The sequence below is a fragment of the Maribacter sp. TH_r10 genome (assembly GCF_033101095.1).
Lineage (GTDB): Bacteria > Bacteroidota > Bacteroidia > Flavobacteriales > Flavobacteriaceae > Maribacter_A > Maribacter_A luteus.
In genome coordinates this window covers 57,472-75,068 of sequence record NZ_JAWMPY010000001.1, presented here as the reverse complement: position 1 = coordinate 75,068, position 17,597 = coordinate 57,472, and the positions used below count along the sequence as shown (strand labels likewise).

Annotated in this window: 12 protein-coding genes; 7 read left to right on the top strand and 5 right to left on the bottom strand. The window is 40.4% G+C overall.

What is annotated here, in order from left to right; translation table 11 throughout:
* Positions 1 to 30: 30 nt before the first annotated feature.
* Positions 31 to 915, bottom strand: coding sequence for a dienelactone hydrolase family protein (locus tag R3X28_RS00310; protein WP_282055467.1), 885 nt, complete (start codon positions 913 to 915; stop codon positions 31 to 33).
* A gap of 126 nt (positions 916 to 1,041) precedes the next feature.
* On the opposite strand from R3X28_RS00310, the gene R3X28_RS00305 reads away from it, so the two are divergent.
* Positions 1,042 to 2,148, top strand: a complete 1,107-nt coding sequence (locus R3X28_RS00305) for a Gfo/Idh/MocA family oxidoreductase (protein WP_317661550.1) — start codon at positions 1,042 to 1,044, stop codon at positions 2,146 to 2,148.
* Positions 2,149 to 2,164: 16 nt separating this feature from the next.
* Here R3X28_RS00305 and R3X28_RS00300 read toward each other — a convergent pair whose 3' ends face one another.
* Positions 2,165 to 3,040, bottom strand: coding sequence for a hypothetical protein (locus tag R3X28_RS00300; RefSeq protein ID WP_317661548.1), 876 nt, complete (start codon positions 3,038 to 3,040; stop codon positions 2,165 to 2,167).
* 256 nt (positions 3,041 to 3,296) lie between these two features.
* Between R3X28_RS00300 and R3X28_RS00295 the strand changes: the two genes are divergently transcribed.
* The 3 genes from R3X28_RS00295 (at position 3,297) to R3X28_RS00285 (ending at position 8,794) form a co-directional block, all read left to right on the top strand.
* Positions 3,297 to 4,232 (top strand): pyridoxal-phosphate dependent enzyme, encoded by a 936-nt coding sequence (locus R3X28_RS00295; protein WP_317661546.1) that lies wholly within the window; start codon positions 3,297 to 3,299, stop codon positions 4,230 to 4,232.
* 199 nt (positions 4,233 to 4,431) lie between these two features.
* Positions 4,432 to 5,646: a DNA polymerase IV gene (locus tag R3X28_RS00290; RefSeq protein ID WP_317661544.1), complete on the top strand. Its 1,215-nt coding sequence runs from the start codon at positions 4,432 to 4,434 to the stop codon at positions 5,644 to 5,646.
* Between the two features lie 148 nt (positions 5,647 to 5,794).
* Positions 5,795 to 8,794 (top strand): DNA polymerase III subunit alpha, encoded by a 3,000-nt coding sequence (locus tag R3X28_RS00285; protein WP_317663029.1) that lies wholly within the window; start codon positions 5,795 to 5,797, stop codon positions 8,792 to 8,794.
* Between the two features lie 7 nt (positions 8,795 to 8,801).
* On the opposite strand, the gene R3X28_RS00280 is transcribed toward R3X28_RS00285, so the two are convergent.
* Positions 8,802 to 9,419, bottom strand: coding sequence for a hypothetical protein (locus tag R3X28_RS00280; protein ID WP_154364589.1), 618 nt, complete (start codon positions 9,417 to 9,419; stop codon positions 8,802 to 8,804).
* A 397-nt stretch (positions 9,420 to 9,816) separates the two neighbouring features.
* Here R3X28_RS00280 and R3X28_RS00275 point away from each other — a divergent pair, with 397 nt between their 5' ends.
* Positions 9,817 to 10,425: a class I SAM-dependent methyltransferase gene (locus R3X28_RS00275; RefSeq protein ID WP_154364587.1), complete on the top strand. Its 609-nt coding sequence runs from the start codon at positions 9,817 to 9,819 to the stop codon at positions 10,423 to 10,425.
* Between the two features lie 20 nt (positions 10,426 to 10,445).
* Here the strand turns inward: R3X28_RS00275 and R3X28_RS00270 are convergent, their stop codons facing one another.
* On the bottom strand, positions 10,446 to 12,857 hold the full coding sequence (locus R3X28_RS00270) for an outer membrane beta-barrel family protein (RefSeq protein ID WP_317661540.1): 2,412 nt from the start codon (positions 12,855 to 12,857) through the stop codon (positions 10,446 to 10,448).
* A 399-nt stretch (positions 12,858 to 13,256) separates the two neighbouring features.
* The gene (locus R3X28_RS00265; RefSeq protein WP_317661539.1) at positions 13,257 to 14,561 is read right to left on the bottom strand and encodes a serine hydrolase domain-containing protein; all 1,305 of its coding nucleotides are present in this window, start codon (positions 14,559 to 14,561) and stop codon (positions 13,257 to 13,259) included.
* Between the two features lie 346 nt (positions 14,562 to 14,907).
* Here R3X28_RS00265 and R3X28_RS00260 point away from each other — a divergent pair, with 346 nt between their 5' ends.
* Positions 14,908 to 15,792, top strand: coding sequence for a hypothetical protein (locus tag R3X28_RS00260; RefSeq protein WP_317661538.1), 885 nt, complete (start codon positions 14,908 to 14,910; stop codon positions 15,790 to 15,792).
* An 82-nt stretch (positions 15,793 to 15,874) separates the two neighbouring features.
* Positions 15,875 to 17,512 carry a glycoside hydrolase family 43 protein gene (locus tag R3X28_RS00255; RefSeq protein WP_317661537.1) on the top strand — a complete coding sequence of 546 codons (1,638 nt, stop codon included), beginning with the start codon at positions 15,875 to 15,877 and terminating at the stop codon, positions 17,510 to 17,512.
* The last annotated feature ends 85 nt before the right edge of the window (positions 17,513 to 17,597 follow it).

Sequence of the window (17,597 nt, the reverse complement as noted above, 5' to 3'; positions counted from 1 at the left end):
TATGTGTTAAGTTCAATCAATAGGTTTAGGTCATTGCAGTTCTTTCTTAAAAAAGGCAATGGTCCTATCCCACGCCAATTCTGCAGCTTCCCGATCATATCTTGGGGTAGTGTCGTTGTGAAAACCATGGTTTGCCTTTTCATAGATATGGGCTTCGTATTTTTTACCATGTGCTTTCAATGCAGCCTCATAGGCAGGCCATCCTGCGTTTACCCTTTTATCCAATTCACCAAAATGTAGCAGGAGAGGGGCATTGATCTTATCAATATCCTCGGTTGGTTGTCCCCCATAAAAAGGAACGGCTGCTTCAAGATCAGTTACCTTAACGGCCATCATATTCGATATCCATCCTCCAAAACAAAATCCAACGACACCAACATGGCCATTACAGTCAGGATGGTTTTTCAAATAGAGGAAGGCATTTATAAAGTCGGTCAGCATTTCGTCCCGATCACGTTTACGTTGTAGTTCACGTCCGTCGTCATCGTTCCCGGGGTATCCGCCCAAGGGCGTAAGGGCATCAGGTGCCAAGGATATGAATCCGGCCAAGGCCGCACGCCGACCAACATCCTCGATATGCGGATTCAATCCTCGATTTTCATGTACCACGACAATGCCCGGAAGTTTTCCCGTGGCATCCGAAGGTTTTGAAAGTAATCCTTTTATGGATCCCCCTCCATTAGGGGAATCGTAATGGATGTACTCCGATTTTAATCGGGGGTCATCTTGCTTTATCTGTATTTTTTTGACATAATCGGGGGAAATAAAACTTAATAAAGACGGAAGCGTGAGCCCACCAACTGCATAGGTCGATAATTTATCAAGGAACAGTCTTCTACTTACCCTATTATGGGCGTAATCGTCATAGAGGTCGAACACTTCTTGTTTAATATCCTCTTTTTTTAATTTTTTCATATCCCAATGGTTTAAATGCCTGTTTGATTGAAAGATACAAAAACTTGAAGTATTTTTTATAATGCTTGGGTTCTCGTTTTTGGCTTTCGGTATTAAAGCGTAATTTTAATACAAATCAAATTCAGAATGGGAACACGAAGGGATTTTCTCGGAAAAATGTCGCTTACCGCGCTAAGCCTACCGATTTTATATAGTCCAACCAGTCTTTTTGCTGCCTGCGAACAACCTTATGACGGTCCCATGTTAAGGGTCGCGATCATGGGTTTGGGTAGCTATGGGACCAGGGTGGCAAAGGCAATGGTAGATTGTAAGCGGGCAAAATTGGTGGGGGTGATCAGTGGTACACCTTCAAAAATCCTTAAATGGCAAGCTACATATGACATTCCACAGAATAACTGCTATAACTATGATGATTTTGATGCCATAAAGGATAATCCCGATATCGATGCGGTTTATATTATAACCCCCAATGCACTCCATTGCGGGCAGGCCATTCGGGTTGCCAAGGCAGGCAAGCATGTAATCTGTGAAAAACCCATGGCGATCAATGCTGAAGAAGCAGAGCGGATGATCAATGCGTGTAAAGACGCCAAGGTGAAACTATTGGTGGGTTACCGAATGCATTTTGAACCTAAAACAGTTGAGGTTATTCGAATGCGCCAAGCGGGTGAATTTGGGCAACCTAAATTTTTTCAAGGACAATCGGGATTCGTAATGGGTAATCCGAACCAATGGCGATTGGATAAAGAATTATCAGGTGGCGGTGCCATGATGGATATTGGTATCTATTCAATCAATGGCGCGCGATATATGTTGGGTGAGGAGCCTATTTGGATAACCGCCCAAGAAACCAAAACCGATCCGGTAAAGTTCAAGGAAGGTATTGATGAGACCATAACATTTCAAATGGGCTTCCCCAGCGGTGCGGTGGCATCTTGCCTTTCAACCTATGCCATGAACCATTTGGATTGTTTTTATATGACCGGGGAAAAAGGTTGGGTAGAAATGAGACCCTCCACGGGGTATGGTCCTATCAAAGGACGAACACATAAAGGGGAATTACTTCAGCCCCATATTACACATCAAACGTTGCAGATGGATGGTATGGCCCAACTCATTTTTGAAGATGTTCAGCCCTTGGTCCCTGTTGATGGGGAGGAAGGATTAAGGGATATGAAAATTATCGACGCTATTTATAAGGCCGTTAAAACAGGGGGGAAAGTTGATTTATAAAGATTTCTGATACAAACTATTTATTTACGCTGATCATTACCGCCTCACAACTTTTAAGATCGGAATTCAGGATAATGTTCTCAGAGGTCGTTCCGTCGGTAATCTCGACAGAAACGGTATTGGGGGCGTATTTTCCCAAGTTATGGGCATAGAGGAACAGGTCGTTTTTCTTATTGGGGTCTAAAGTGATTTCTATCTGCTTCTTGGAATAGGTCAATAGGTGTTTTGAAATTATAGTATACCCATTAAGATAAATGGAAACAATGTCTCCATCCTGTCGGCCATGGTCCCAAACACTTATTTTAATTTTCTCGTTTTTAAAGGTCAATTCCTTCACGTACGTAATATTACGCCCGTCGAACTCCATTCTCTTGGGAGCTTCATCGGTTTTTGGCGCTTCAGGTTTCTTAGGTGTTTCTGGCTTTGCCCCAGTATTGTTTTTTGATGCGTTCAAAAGACGATATTGTTCTTTGCGAGCATCCGATTCTTTATTCCGGATAGAAAAATAAGGTGTCGATACTTTTGCGATATGAAACTTATCATCAGGAAACATCTCAATGCCCACAACTTGATAATTATCCCCAGAGCTAATGTTCTTGGCTAAAATGATTCCGTCGGCCTTACCTGTATTTTTAAAAGTCCCCAGTTCCTGTACTACCATATCATCCTTTGCAAGGAAAAAACGGATGGATTTTGTCGCATCGATATTCTTCGTATTCCATTCCAGTTCTGCCGGCCCGGGTATGGTCCATATGGTATTTCTGTTCGGGGAGGTAATATTGATGGTCGATTTCAGAATATCGAATTCTTGGGTCTCCCCAATGGTCTCTGAAAGGTTTGAAGTGGTAAGTGCCTTATAAGAAGCTATAAAATCATTGTGGGTTGGTGCCAAATCAAATCCATAGGTATGCCCTTGTATACATTGACACAACAAAAAAGTACTGAATAAAAAAATAATACGCATATAAAAACCTAATCCGATTTGACGGTTAACAAGAATCAAAGTCTATGCCAATCCCTATATTTACGAAGATACAGCATAAATATTTGGTATGCTTCATATTTGTATACGTGTATTATGGGTGTCATGGATTTCTTCGTAGATTTAAGCGTAGTTTTTTCAGATACTTGTTAAAGTGAATAGTGAGATGCAAAAAAAACAATTGATAGAATGTCACCAAAGAATCACCCCTTTCATTCATAGGACCCCGGTACTCACTTCCCATTTATTGAATAAAATCGCTGGGGTCGAGGTTTTCTTCAAGTGTGAGAATTTTCAAAGGATGGGAGCTTATAAAATGCGGGGCGCTACGAATGCCATTCTACAATTGACCAAGGAGCAAAAGGAAAAAGGGGTGGTCACTCATTCTTCCGGCAATTTTGCCCAGGCCTTATCATTGGCAGCCAAAAGCTTAGGGGTCAGATCCTATATTGTTATGCCCTCATCAGCTCCACAGGTAAAGAAAGAAGCCGTTAAGGGGTATGGGGGAAATATTATCGAATGTGAACCTACCCTCCAGGCCAGACAGGCAATGGCCAAAAAGATTGAAAAACAAATGGGGGCCACTTTTATCCACCCCTCCAATGATTTGGATGTAATCGCCGGGCAGGGCACCGCCTGTATGGAATTGTTGCAGGAACATCCCGATCTTGATGTAGTGGTCGTTCCTGTTGGGGGTGGCGGACTCATTGCCGGGACAGCACTTGCAGCACATTATTTTGGGGATGATTGTACCGTGATCGGTGCGGAACCTTTTGAAGTCGATGATGCTTATCGCTCCTTGAAAAGCGGTAAAATAGAATCGAATGACACTACGAATACCATCGCAGACGGACTCAAGACCGAGCTCGGGGATAATACCTTTCCGTTGATCCAAAAATATGTGGAAGGTATTGTTCGTGTTGGCGAGGATGAAATAATAGCGGCCATGAAATTGGTTTGGGAGCGTATGAAGATCATTATAGAGCCTTCAAGTACGGTGGCTTTTGCCGCAGTGCTTCGTGAAAAGGAGCTGTTCAAGAATAAAAAAGTAGGAATCATTATTTCTGGAGGGAATGTAGATCTTAAGAATCTTCCTTTTTAGGTTATATCCGGTTGATTTAAATCATATCCATTTCATTTTCTTTAATCAGATTATTTGGTGCCACACCTGTTTTTCATTAGATCTTTACCAGATTTCTTTGTGGTCATATCAAAAATGTTGATAATATTATTATGGAAATAATCCATAAAATAGGAAATAATCCATAATTTAGCTATCCCGTTTTTTTAGAGGGATAGTTATGAGCAAGACCATTTTACATTTAGATCTCGATACTTTTTTTGTATCCGTGGAACGACTCTTGAACAGCGAGTTGCAAAATCGACCCTTATTGGTGGGTGGTACTAGTGATCGCGGAGTGGTAGCGGCCTGTAGTTATGAGACTCGTGGTTTTGGGGTGCATTCGGGAATGCCCATGAAAATGGCAAAGGAATTATGTCCTGAAGCGGTCGTCATTAGGGGCAATGCGGGTACCTATAGTAAACATTCCGATATGGTCACCGATATCATAAAGGAGCAGGTGCCCTTGTTCGAGAAGTCGAGTATTGATGAATTCTATGCCGACCTCTCTGGAATGGACCGTTTTTTTGGCTGTTACCAATATGCTTCCGAACTCCGACAAAGAATAAGTAAAGAAACGGGGTTGCCGATTTCTTTTGGACTTTCGGCAAATAAAGTGGTCTCCAAAGTAGCTACTGGTGAGGCCAAGCCCAACAATCAACTGAAAATAGATTTGGGGTATGAAAAACCTTTTTTGGCTCCCCTGTCGATAAAAAAAATACCCATGGTGGGCGATAAGACCTACCAGACGCTTCGCAATCTGGGGTTGCGGAAAGTAAAGACGGTTCAAGAAATGCCGATGGATTTGATGCAGCGCGTATTGGGAAAGAACGGGGAGGTCATCTGGAAACGGGCCAATGGGGTAGACCATACGCCCGTAATCCCTTTTTGCGAGCGAAAATCAATTTCCAACGAACGTACTTTTGATAAGGATACTATTGATGTGGTAAAACTGAGGGGCATTCTTATCGCGATGACCGAGAATCTGGCCTTTCAATTACGTAGGGGAGAAAAACTGACAGCCTGTATTGCCGTCAAGATCCGTTATTCCGATTTTAATACGTATTCCAAACAAATGCGCATTCCGTATACGAGTGCCGACCATATTCTCATTCCTAAGATTTTGGAAATGTTCAAAACATTGTACAACAGAAGGTTATTGGTTCGCTTGGTCGGCATACGGTTCAGTCATTTGGTGTCCGGAAATTATCAGATCAATCTTTTTGAAGATACCGAAGAAGCGTTGAACCTTTATGCGGCCATGGATCGTATGCGGGAACGCTACGGGGATAAAAGTGTGGTGAGGGCTTCAGCCATGGGGGCAAGGACCATAGGTAGAATGCATAACCCGTTCAACGGACAACCACCGATTGTGTTGGCACATCGGAAACAGTAGGTTTTGGGTTTGCTGTCACCTCGAGCGCAGTCGAGAGGTCTTTGAAGCATTGCAACTATCAACATGGGTCTCGACTGCGCTCGACCAGACAGTATGTAACGATTCATTTTGGCAACACCCAATATCCAACATCTAAAATCTAACGTCTATCTATCTAAATTGTCACACATATTACAGCCTTCGCTTTGGAACTTTTTCCGAACTGGAACTCCTGCAATTGGCCCAAACCAACCATGTGACCCAATTGGCACTGACCGATATTAACAATACCTCGGCCGGACTCAATTTCGTACGTAAGGCCAAGCAATTTAATATACGGCCTATTTTGGGCATCGATTTTAGGAATGGGATGGATTGTTGTTTTGTGGGTATTGCCAAGAATAATGAAGGCTATCAAGAATTGAATGCCTTTTTATCATGGCACCTGCATAAAGAGGAAAAATTACCCGCCATTGCCCCACATTTTGATAATGTCTATATTATTTATCCCTTTGAGAAGGTGTTGCTCAATGACCAGATTACCTTTTCCGAAGATGAATATATCGGTATTTCGATTGCTGATCTACGGCGATTGCCTTTTTCCAAATTGGTGGAGCTCAAGTCAAAATTGGTAGTGTTACAACCTGTAACCTTTAGGAATAAGCGTGATTACAATGCACATCGCCTTTTACGTGCCATTGATAATAACACGTTGCTGAGTAAATTACCTAAGACTGAGGAAGCCCATGAGGATGAAAAGATGTTTCCCGTACAGAATCTGGCGGCGGCCTTTTCGGAATATCCCTTTATTTTGGAGAATACCGAGAAGTTGATGAACTCCTGTAGCATACATTTTGATTTTTCGGAAGGACGCGAACCCCAGAATCAAAAGACGTATCTACAGTCTAAGGAAGAGGATGAAAGATTGCTCGAGGAACTATGTCGAAAAGGGTTGCCGTATCGCTATCCCGAGATGAACGAAACGATTTTGAATCGGCTGGATAAAGAGTTGGGATTGATTAAGAAAATGGGGTTCGTTTCTTATTTCCTTATCAATTGGAATATTGTTTCCCATGCCCAAAAGAAGGGGTTTTTCTATGTAGGCCGGGGTAGTGGGGCCAATAGCATCGTGGCCTATTTATTACGGATCACCGATGTGGACCCCATAGAGTTGGACCTGTATTTTGAACGTTTCATCAACCTTTATCGGGTGAATCCCCCCGACTTCGATATCGATTTTTCATGGCGTGACCGGGAGGAAATGACCCAGTATATTTTTGACACGTTCAAGAATGTCGTGCTTTTGGGAACCTACGTCACCTTTAAGCATCGTGGAGTGGTGCGTGAGTTGGGGAAGGTGTTCGGGTTGCCTAAAAACGAAATCGATTTATTGGCCGATGGGCGGTATCAACCTTCACGGTTGGATGAGGTTTCGAATTTGGTCCTGAAGTATGGGGAATTGATCAAGGGCATGCCCAATTATTTGAGCATTCATGCCAGTGGAATCCTGATCAGCGAAAAACCGGCACATTATTTTTCCGCGACCCATTTACCTCCCAAGGGATTTGCTACGGTTTTGTTCGATATGGTCATTGCCGAGGATGTCGGACTGTATAAGTACGATATTTTAGGGCAGCGGGGTTTGGCAAAAATAAAAGAGACCATGGAGATCCTGGAAGCAAGTCGCCCCGAGGAAATCGCTAAGTTCGATATTCATGATATCAAAGCTTTTAAGAACGACCCCAATATCAATAACATGATAAAGAGTGCACAATGTATGGGGTGTTTTTACGTAGAATCACCCGCCATGCGTATGTTGCTCAAAAAATTGCAGGTAGACAGTTATTTGGGCCTAGTGGCGGCAAGCTCGATTATACGCCCTGGAGTGGCCAAAAGTGGAATGATGCGGGAGTATATATTACGACATCGCAATCCGGGGCGGGCCGAAGAGAAAGCACATCCGGTAATGTTGGATATTATGCCCGAGACCTATGGCGTTATGGTCTATCAGGAAGATGTGATCAAAGTGGCCAATTGTTTCGCAGGTTTGGATTTAGGTGAGGCCGATGTACTTCGAAGGGGGATGAGCGGTAAATTCCGTTCACGGGAGGAATTTCAAAAAGTAAAGGACAAATTCATTGATAATTGTCGGGAAAAGGGTTATGATGATAAGCTTATTTTTGAGATTTGGGGGCAGATTGCCAGTTTTGCGGGTTATGCCTTTGCCAAGGGGCATTCGGCTTCCTATGCTGTGGAAAGTTACCAGAGCCTTTTTTTAAGAACGTATTATCCGTTGGAATATATGGTCGCCGTACTCAATAACGGAGGCGGATTTTACCGTGCTGAAAGCTATATTCATGAAGCCCGTATGTTGGGGGCCACTATTCATGCTCCTTGTGTAAATAAAAGTCAACCTGCCAATTGTCTTTACGGCACACAGCTGTATCTGGGACTTATGTATCTAAAGGAGTTGGAAAGTCGGGTTATGGATCGTATCCTTAAGGAACGGACAGCGAACGGACCTTTTACCTCTTTGGCCGATTTCCTGGATCGGGTGGTCATTTCCATAGAACAGGTAAGCATTCTTATCCGTATCGATGCCTTTCGGTTTACCCAGGTCAACCAGCACGAATTGTTGTGGCAAGCTCATTTGTTCCTATCCAAGGGGATGTTGGTAGAGCATCCAAAGTTGTTTCCCCCGCGACATCAAAAATTCAGCATTCCCAAGATGCATACCACCGATCTTGAGATGGCCTTTACCCAATTGGAGCTTTTAGGTTTTTGCCTGTGCAGCCCCTTTGAACTCTTGAAAGAACCACTAAAGAACGACCATGGCAGTAAGGATTTGGAACGCTATTTGGGTAACCATATCGATATTTACGGTTATTTGGTCACGGTCAAGAACACTAGCACCCATAACGGGAAACGTATGCATTTTGCCACGTTGTTAGATCAACACGGGGAAGTGTTCGATACGGTATTGTTTCCACCCGTAGCGGCCAAATACCATTTTAGGGGTAGGGGAGTATATCGTTTTTATGGTAAGGTGGTCAGTGAGTTTGGGTTTTTGAGTATCGAAGTCATTAAAATGTTGAAACAGGATTATATACAGGATCCAAGATATGCCGATATGAAGACAGCGAATAAGGTATTCTCAAATAAAAAATAGGGAAACCTTATGCTACATGCGTTCTAATGCCATAATCGCCCAAGGGTAATACTTCTTCCCATTCATTCAAAACTATTTCGAACACGGGGTCAATAATAAATTCATCTTCTTTTTTTGCTGAGAAACAAAAAACTTCCAAAGGGTTAATACCGGGTTTTATACATGAAGGGTCTAGAGCCAATTTTCGAATTAAAAACTTACCTAAGGCTTTATGCCTATTTTTAATCAGTATGTTTATGAGTTCAATGGCCCACTCCATATTCGAAAGAATTAATCTGGTACAATCACTATGGTCCTTTGTCAAGGTATAGTTTATTTTACAAGATCTACAACGAACCACTAACAATTCGTCGTGTTGATGGTTCCATAATTGCATTTTAAAGTCATTACACTGTTTGCATACTGGAGTCGTCTGTCCCAGATGTTCAAGTTGCTCCATCAAATCCCCATACCTGACAAGTGATCGCATATTTCGGGTTAACCATAATCTTTTCTCTTTTTTCTGCTTGATGCGGTCATAGGCGAAATACCAGTTTAAAAAAAGAAATAAGGAAAGGGAAAATGAAACCAGCAATATAGGGCCAATATCCAAAATAAAGGATTGGATAGAGACAGAAAGGCTCATCAAACTTGTTTGAGTAAGTGCTAAATACATAGTCGGGGGGACTTTAAAAGTCCATAAGATAGAAAATCGACTTATATAACGTGTATTTTAAATATTACGAAAATGTTAAGTTTCGCGTATTTTAGTTCCTTTTTATTACTGAAATGGCGTATTAGGGTTATGCTCCAAATTAAAGACAGAACGTTATGATAAAAATTGTAATACAGTTTTTGGGGAAATGAATTGAGTCTTTGGTTTAGGTGAAAAAAATGGTTTAAGCATTAGGTCGAGCTAAAGTCATCTGATTGTAAGGATTAAATAACAATATAGACTACGTATATTTGGTCAAGGCCTTTTATGCCATTAAACCAATGTCAGGAATACATTGGGAGTGTCTAACAAGAATTAACAGAACCATATGTGGGACGAACGATATGCCAATGAAGAATACGCCTACGGCACGGAACCCAATACTTTTTTTAAGAATGTAATAGCTCAACAGAGCCTTGGTGGTAGTATTTTATTGCCAGCCGAAGGTGAAGGTCGAAATGCGGTATATGCGGCAAAAACGGGTTTAGAGGTAAGTGCTTTTGATATAAGTATAGAAGGTAAAAACAAGGCCATGAAATTGGCCGAGAAAGAAATGGTAAGAATAAATTATGAAGTTGGGGAGTTTTTTAATCTGTCATTGGTTAATAAAGAATATGATGCGGCAGCCCTTATTTTTGCACATTTTCCACCCCAAATCGCATCAAAATACCATCATAAAATCGCTGATTTAATAAAACCGGGCGGACTAATGATCATTGAAGGGTTCAGTGTTGGGCATTTGGCATTGAGAAAGTTGAATCCGGAAGTTGGTGGTCCGGGCCATATAGATATGTTGTATTCCGAAGAAACGATACAAAGGGATTTTCCGAATTTCGAGATCATACAACTTGAAGAGGCCCATGTTGAACTGAATGAAGGTAATTTTCATAACGGTATGAGTAAGGTGATCCGATTTATTGGGAAGAAAATCGGATAAGGTTCAAAACTCATAAATTTCTAGTTGTCACTAAGGCGATCACGTTCGATCTTATCAATGTCCCGTTTATTGTCCTCCAATCTAAAATTACCAAAGTTGAAGGTGAACCCTAATCGCACATATTGTGTCTCTGGGCGCGTAAGATAGCTGTTGTCTTGATTTAGGTATTTCGATGAGATGCGGCTGTTCACTTTGTTCAAAAGGTCATTGGCCTGTAAACTGAGTACTGCTCTTTTATTCCAAAGTGTTTTGCGTAAACCAAGTGTAAGGTTGGTTCTTTCTTCTTGGGTATAGGACCCTTCTAAAAATCCGGATAAGTAAGTCAACCCAATTTCTCCTTTAAAAGTGCCATCCTTAGAGAGGTTCAGATAATTCGTAAGGTCTATGTAGGCGCCATTCACCTCATTGGTAACGGTTTGGTCATTACTTTCAAGGGCAATAAAGGTTTCATCTTCATGAAAGATGGAAATATAAGTATAGAGGTACCACCAATTCATCACAGACTTGCCATAAGTGAAATCCAATCCGTAAGATGTACTTTCGAGGACATTCTGGGTAATGTCGCGAAGAACGAGGTTTTGATTGTCCTGAAAGAGAAGTGAAGAGATGTATTTGCCATTATCGCGATAGTAAAGGTCAAAATAAAATTCCTCGTTTAAGGTATAGTTCAGATTAAAATTATGGCTGAAAGATGGACTTAAATTCGGGTTGCCCTCACTGAAATTATTCTCATTGATATAATATCGAAACGGATTCAATTCCTCATATCGTGGGCGGGTTAATTTTCGGGAATAATTAAAAGCGAAACTATGGTTGTCGTGTGGTTTATAGTTGAGGTGTACTGTAGGAAACAGTTCAAAATACATTAAATCATTTATTTCGGAAAGGGATGTTGAAAAACCGGTGCTTTTGGTCTGTTCTGCACGTAACCCAGCTTTGAAACTTGTTTTTTCCCAATCTTTGGACAAACTGAAGTAACCTGCATATACCTGCTCTTCGTAACGGTAATCATCTGACAGGTTTGAAATAAGCACCTTTTCGTCATTGGTGGTATTGTAATAAGCGATGCCACTATCCGAGTTGATAAAGGATCCTTTCAATCCAGTTTCAAAATCGAAAATGCCAATGGTAGTCGTTAGGTCCAATTGTGTTGTAAAGATTTCAATGTCCTGGTCTGCATCCGTATAAAAACCGAAGGTTCTCATAAATTCGTTATCCACATTAAAATAGTCAGATTGCGCATTTTGGGTATTGTCACCTTTGTATTTTGTAAAATGACCGTTTAAGACCAAGCTTCCTTCTTCCTTAAAACTGTATTCATACGTTAGGTCCGTTGAAAAATTGTTTTTATTCTCAAGTAAGTCACTTTGGGTTACAAAAGTCGAATCTAATTGCCCTTGTCCATTTCGCATTTCTGTAAATTGCATGTTGTCGAATGTCTTATTAGGGGAAATAGATGCACTAGAAGCAAGAATGATCGTATTCCTATCATTGATTGCATAATCAAGGTTGAGTTGAGCAGTATGGCTTTTTGCCTTTGTGGTTTTATCGTAATCGGTTAGCCATCGAGAAAAAACCCCGGTGTCGTCGATAAAATTTATGGCACTTTCGGTATTTTTAAAATCTTTTCGAGGCCCATGAATATATGAGGCGAACAAGTTTAATTTTTCGGTTTTATAAAAATGCGAGGTTCCTAAAGTGTATTTAGGAAAAATGGATTGGGTATAGGTGCTACTGATGTTGCCTTTGTACCCCATTGAGATATTCTTGTTGGTCACGATATTCAATACAGGTCCGCCTTCGGCATCATATTTTGCGGGAGGATTACTGATTACCTCAATTTGTTTAATGTGACCGGCTGAATAGTTCTCCAAGAGTTCACGGATTTCATCTGAGGACAATTGTACTTTTCGATCATTAATGTAGACGGTTGCCGCTTGTCCGCGGATCATTAAATTCTCCTGCATGGCAATAACCCCGGGAGTACGTTTAAGAACATCCCAAGAACTACCTTGGGACACCACGGAATTTTCTATATTGAAGACCAAACGATCTGTTAGTCGTTCTATTTTCGGTTTCATTGAGGTTACAATGACCTCATCTAGGTTTTCAGTGCTTTGGTCAATGATCAACGCTCCTAGGACAATGTCCTTTGAAACATCTAACCCTATTAAATTGGAAGATCTGCCAATATAACTGGCTTTTATTAAATAGGTGCTGGGCGTAACATTTTTAAAAGTGAACATTCCATTATCATCGGCTGATACCCCCTTTACCATTGTACTATCAGAGACTTTTAATAAGAACACCGATGCAAAGGGGATATTTTGGTCTTCTCCATTTTTAATAGTGCCGGAAACCTCGAAATTCTGGGCATTCAATTGAAGGGTAAAGGTGAATAAGGTCACTAAAATGAGGGGAATGTACTTCACTTAACATTTTTATTACACATCAAATCTAACAAAAATGATTCTTTTTCCTTACAAAATCTTCATTTGATTTTCCATTATTCTTTTGATTATATGGTATTTGCAATGTGGATTTTATAAAAAGAATCAAGAAAATGCAAAGGTGTGTTAAAAATAATTGTTCTCCTGTATTGATCTAAGGTAAATTTAGGTATGTGATTTGGTTTTAATGTTTTAAAAATAACACGATGAAAAGAAGATCATAATTACCTAGAAATAATGTAGTAAATTTTTAGTAGAGAAAATTTCAAACCAGAATAATTCATTTAATTTCTAAAAACTTACCGTTTTAATCTGTTTAATTGAATATGGACATCTTTGGCGGTATGTAATCTGGAATGGAGGTATTAGATGAATAGGATTCTATAAAGAGTTAACGGCGATCTTGTGTATTTCTTTAGGGGCAATAGCAGTTTCACGATAAACCTTCTGGACAATTTCATATAAATCCGGAATTACCGTCTTCGCTATTTGTGAATTGTTGTTCATTAGTACACAAATACCTAGATCGGATTCTGGGTAAAGGGCAATTTCATTTCTATAATTATTTACACTTCCACCGTGGTGCCATATGGTTTTTTCAGCAGTTGAATCCTCTTCGATGAATTTATGAATCCTCCATCCAAAGCCGTAATACGACCCTGTATGGCCGGGCCAACGTTGATAATATTTACTATGTCCCGAAATCTCGATAAAAGGATTAAATGCCTCGCCTATAGCGGTACTTTTCATGACATCAGGATTGTGTCCTAGTAAAAAACGCATCCATAAACCCATATCATGGGCATTGGAACTGATACCCCCAGCTGCTACGGCATTGTAATAATTGTCCCTGATATGTCCCGCTTTCCAACCATTATGGGTTTTAACATGGGGCATGGCAATATTGGACTCATGTGTCAAAGTTTCATATTCCGTAGTAGTGGCACTCATGTGCAAAGGCTTAAAAAATCTATCGTCTAACAGTGCATTTATTTTTTCCCCGGTTGCCTTGCGCATCATTTCACCACAAAGGGCGAACATGGCGTTTTGATAGCTGTACATGGTGCCCGGTTTGCTAATCGGCATTACTTCTTTAAAACGTTTGGCTATATCTTTCAGGGGCAAACCAGCTTCTACAAGATTGGTAAAACTGTGATATGGAGTACCCGAAGTGTGGGATAAAATATTGGCTAGGGTAATATTATTTGTGCTCGTGCCATCACCTAATTGAAATTCAGGAAGGTAATCACTCACTTTATCCGTCCAATTAAATTTACCTTCATTTTTGATATTTGCCGCCAGTATGCCCGCAAAACCTTTGGACAATGATCCTAATCTAAAAACGGTTTCTCCGTTTACCTGACTATTTTCAAAACTCTTCTTTTTGCCAAAACCTTCAGAGATTAGAATAGAATCCCCTTTTACAATACTCACTCCGGCTCCTACAATATCCCCGTTGGCGATGGCTTTATTAAAATAGTCAATTAATGCTGTTTGTATTTTTCTTTGTCTAATGGTGTAGCGTAAAGCTTCCTTTTTATTGCTCTTTGTATTCTCAGTTTTGGTTATCGCGGTCTCTATTTTTTTTGGAATTTCAGAAGAATTCGAATGAAATGGGCCTGTAGCAAACATCGATAATGTAAGGATAACGAGCGCCGATGCGATTAATATTTTATGTTTCTGCATAGAAGAACGTTTCTTTATAGATTAGAGGTAGAACAAAAATAGGATGAATTGCTTAAATAACGGTTGAAATGCACTTTTCTTGTAGTTTTTGGCTGTTTTTATGGTTTTTTAACATTAATTGGGGCTTAGATGAAAGTTGGTGGTGGTAAAGGGGTTTTCCTATCCGATTTCTTAATAAATTGTCCTCAAGTGAAAAAAATGTTTTAGTCGAAATCCTTATCAGTTTAATAAGTTTGAAGAATCAAAAAATTTCAGATTTGTATATGTGCTGTAATATATATCCGTGGGTTTAATTTAAAACAACCAACTTTTTATTTGATAATCCGACAACATCAATTTACATCTTATGCCGCTGATTTTAAAGAACAAAAACCTAGAGCTTCAATTAGATTATCCCAACGAAGGATATAATTCGGCACGTTTTGACTGGTCGGGGAAAATTACCAAAGTAAAGTTTAAAAGCCGTTCGATTACTGGGTTAGAAAGGACCGATTATAAAAACGATGGATTTTTGGGTAAAGGATTTTATAATGAATTCGGTATCGATTCTGCCTTGGGTTTCACCGATACCGAAATAGGGGGGTGGTTTCATAAAATAGGCGTAGGCTTACTTAAGAAAAAGAGTAATCAATATCTCTTTCATGAAAAATACGAGATCAAACCGGCCAAATTTAAGATAACGAAAAGTCCTTATGTCTTAACGTTCAATTGTATATCGGAATTGGTTAATGGGTATGCCTATACCTTGAAAAAAGTGGTTACACTTAATGAAAGTGGTTTTACAATTGATTATACCCTAACAAATACGGGGAGTAAAGATATTTATACCGATGAGTATGTACATAATTTTATGGCGCTGGACAAAGCATTGATGGGTAAGGGTTATGTTTTGAATTTCCCTTTTGCCTTGCAACCCGAAAAGTTTGGGGAAACTTTGAACCCGGAACAAAAGGTTGTTATAGGAACAAAAGGTTTTGGCTTTAACGGTACACCCAACGAGCAGTTCTTTTTTAGTAACCTTTCAGGTGGGGAAGATGTGAATGCCACTTGGGAATTGCATCATCAAGAAAGCAGGATCGGTATTTGTGAAACGGGTAATTTTAAAACCGATAAAATAAATCTTTGGGGCTGGAGGCATGTGATCAGTCCAGAATTGTTTTTTTCAATTTCCATACGTTCAGGGGAATCGGCAAAATGGTCCAGAACCTACAAGGTGTACGATTTAGATTGAATTGGATGTAAAAATGGTTTAATAATTGAAATCCGGCCTTGTAATTAGTGATATCTTTAAGGGTCTTAAATAACCCGAACCAATGAAGAGGATATTATTGTCATTACTGGTGATTGCCCATTTTGCGGGAGTTGCCCAGAATACGGAAAACGATTCTAAAAAAACCACTGTAAAAGATATACGCAGAACCAATCCCTTTGCGGCACATCCCAATCCCAATGACCCAATAACCTATAAGAATCCTGTAATACCCGGATTTTACTCTGATCCAAGTATATGTAGGGTAGGAGAAGATTATTATTTGATCACAAGTACATTTGAATATTTTCCAGGCGTACCCGTTTTCCATAGTAAGGATTTGGTGAATTGGGAACAGATAGGACACTGCATTCATCGAAAAGAGCAATTGCCCAATGGAATTAATATTTTTGCCGCCACGATCCGTTACCATAAGGGTATTTTTTATATGATTACGACTAATGTGGTGAATGGAGGTAATTTTTATGTTACATCTACAAATCCGGCGGGACCGTGGTCAGATCCAATTTGGGTTGATATTCCGGGAATAGATCCCGATTTGTTTTTTGATGGGGACGGAAAGTCTTACGTCATTTCATCCCCGTTTATTCTATATGAAATAGATTTGTCTACAGGCAAACTATTGACAGAAGGTCGAAAAGTCTGGAACGGAACCGGTGGTAGGTATTCCGAAGGTCCACATATTTACAAAAAAGATGGTTTCTATTATTTAATGGGAGCCGAAGGGGGCACAGAAGAAGCGCATTCGGAAACCATTGCGCGCAGTCATGATATCTGGGGCCCATATACCGATAACCCTGCTAACCCAATTTTGGCACATGCCAATGCAGCGGGTCAAGGAAATCCTATTCAGGGTGTTGGGCATGCCGATATGATTGAAGCACATGACGGATCACGATGGGTGGTCTTTCATGGGTATCGCGATATATCGGGAATGGCAGGTGGGGTACATCATATTTTGGGACGGGAAACTTGTTTGGCACCTGTAACATGGCCTAAGAATGGATGGCCTGTTATAAATGGAAATGGTACCGTTAACATGAACATGACCGTGCCTACCTTGCCATTGAAGCCTTTTCCCGAGAAACCCAAAAGGACTGATTTTAATAATGACAAACTTGGGCTCGAATTCAATTACTTACATATGCCCCAAGAAGCTAATTATACGTTGGATTCCCGTAAGGGCGTCTTACGGTTAAAGGGATCCGATCTGGTGATTGGGGATGAAGGTTCCCCGACTTTTGTTGGCCGTAGGTTGCAGCATCTGGATTTCACAGCAAGCACTAAGGTCGATTTTGACCCCAAAAATGAAAATGAAGAAGCAGGTGTGATTCTTCTGAACAACGATTCGCACTTTGATCTTTTGATCCATAGGAAAAACGGGAAACGAATACTTCAGGTAAATCTTCAATTTGGTTCTACGAACTACTCATCCAAAACGTTTGAACTGAAACCTGGTCCGGTTACATTAAGGGTCAAAGGGGAGCGAACATCATTTACATTTTCTTATTCCCAGGGCAATGGGGAATTCACAGATATCGAATCGGTTGATGCTAAGTTTCTGAGTTCGGAAACTGTTGGCTGGTTCACAGGGGTGTATGTAGGCATGTATGCAACGGGTAACGGTAAAAAAAGTAAAGAAATAGCTTTTTTTGATTGGTTTGAATATGAGGGGAAATAATCTCTTGTTCGTAATAAATCAAAAGTAAGTAGGATTGATATGGTCGGCTGAGCGAGCGATTCTTGCGATTTTATGGTTTAACGGT

Excerpts from the sequence above, each read along its gene's own strand:
- R3X28_RS00305 (WP_317661550.1), top strand. The coding sequence starts at position 1,042 with ATGGGAACACGAAGGGATTTTCTCGGAAAAATGTCGCTTACCGCGCTA.
- R3X28_RS00255 (WP_317661537.1), top strand. The coding sequence starts at position 15,875 with ATGAAGAGGATATTATTGTCATTACTGGTGATTGCCCATTTTGCGGGA.
- R3X28_RS00280 (WP_154364589.1), bottom strand. The coding sequence starts at position 9,419 with ATGAGCCTTTCTGTCTCTATCCAATCCTTTATTTTGGATATTGGCCCT.
- R3X28_RS00265 (WP_317661539.1), bottom strand. The coding sequence starts at position 14,561 with ATGCAGAAACATAAAATATTAATCGCATCGGCGCTCGTTATCCTTACA.
- R3X28_RS00295 (WP_317661546.1), top strand. The coding sequence starts at position 3,297 with ATGCAAAAAAAACAATTGATAGAATGTCACCAAAGAATCACCCCTTTC.
- R3X28_RS00290 (WP_317661544.1), top strand. The coding sequence starts at position 4,432 with ATGAGCAAGACCATTTTACATTTAGATCTCGATACTTTTTTTGTATCC.
- R3X28_RS00310 (WP_282055467.1), bottom strand. The coding sequence starts at position 915 with ATGAAAAAATTAAAAAAAGAGGATATTAAACAAGAAGTGTTCGACCTC.
- R3X28_RS00275 (WP_154364587.1), top strand. The coding sequence starts at position 9,817 with ATGTGGGACGAACGATATGCCAATGAAGAATACGCCTACGGCACGGAA.
- R3X28_RS00260 (WP_317661538.1), top strand. The coding sequence starts at position 14,908 with ATGCCGCTGATTTTAAAGAACAAAAACCTAGAGCTTCAATTAGATTAT.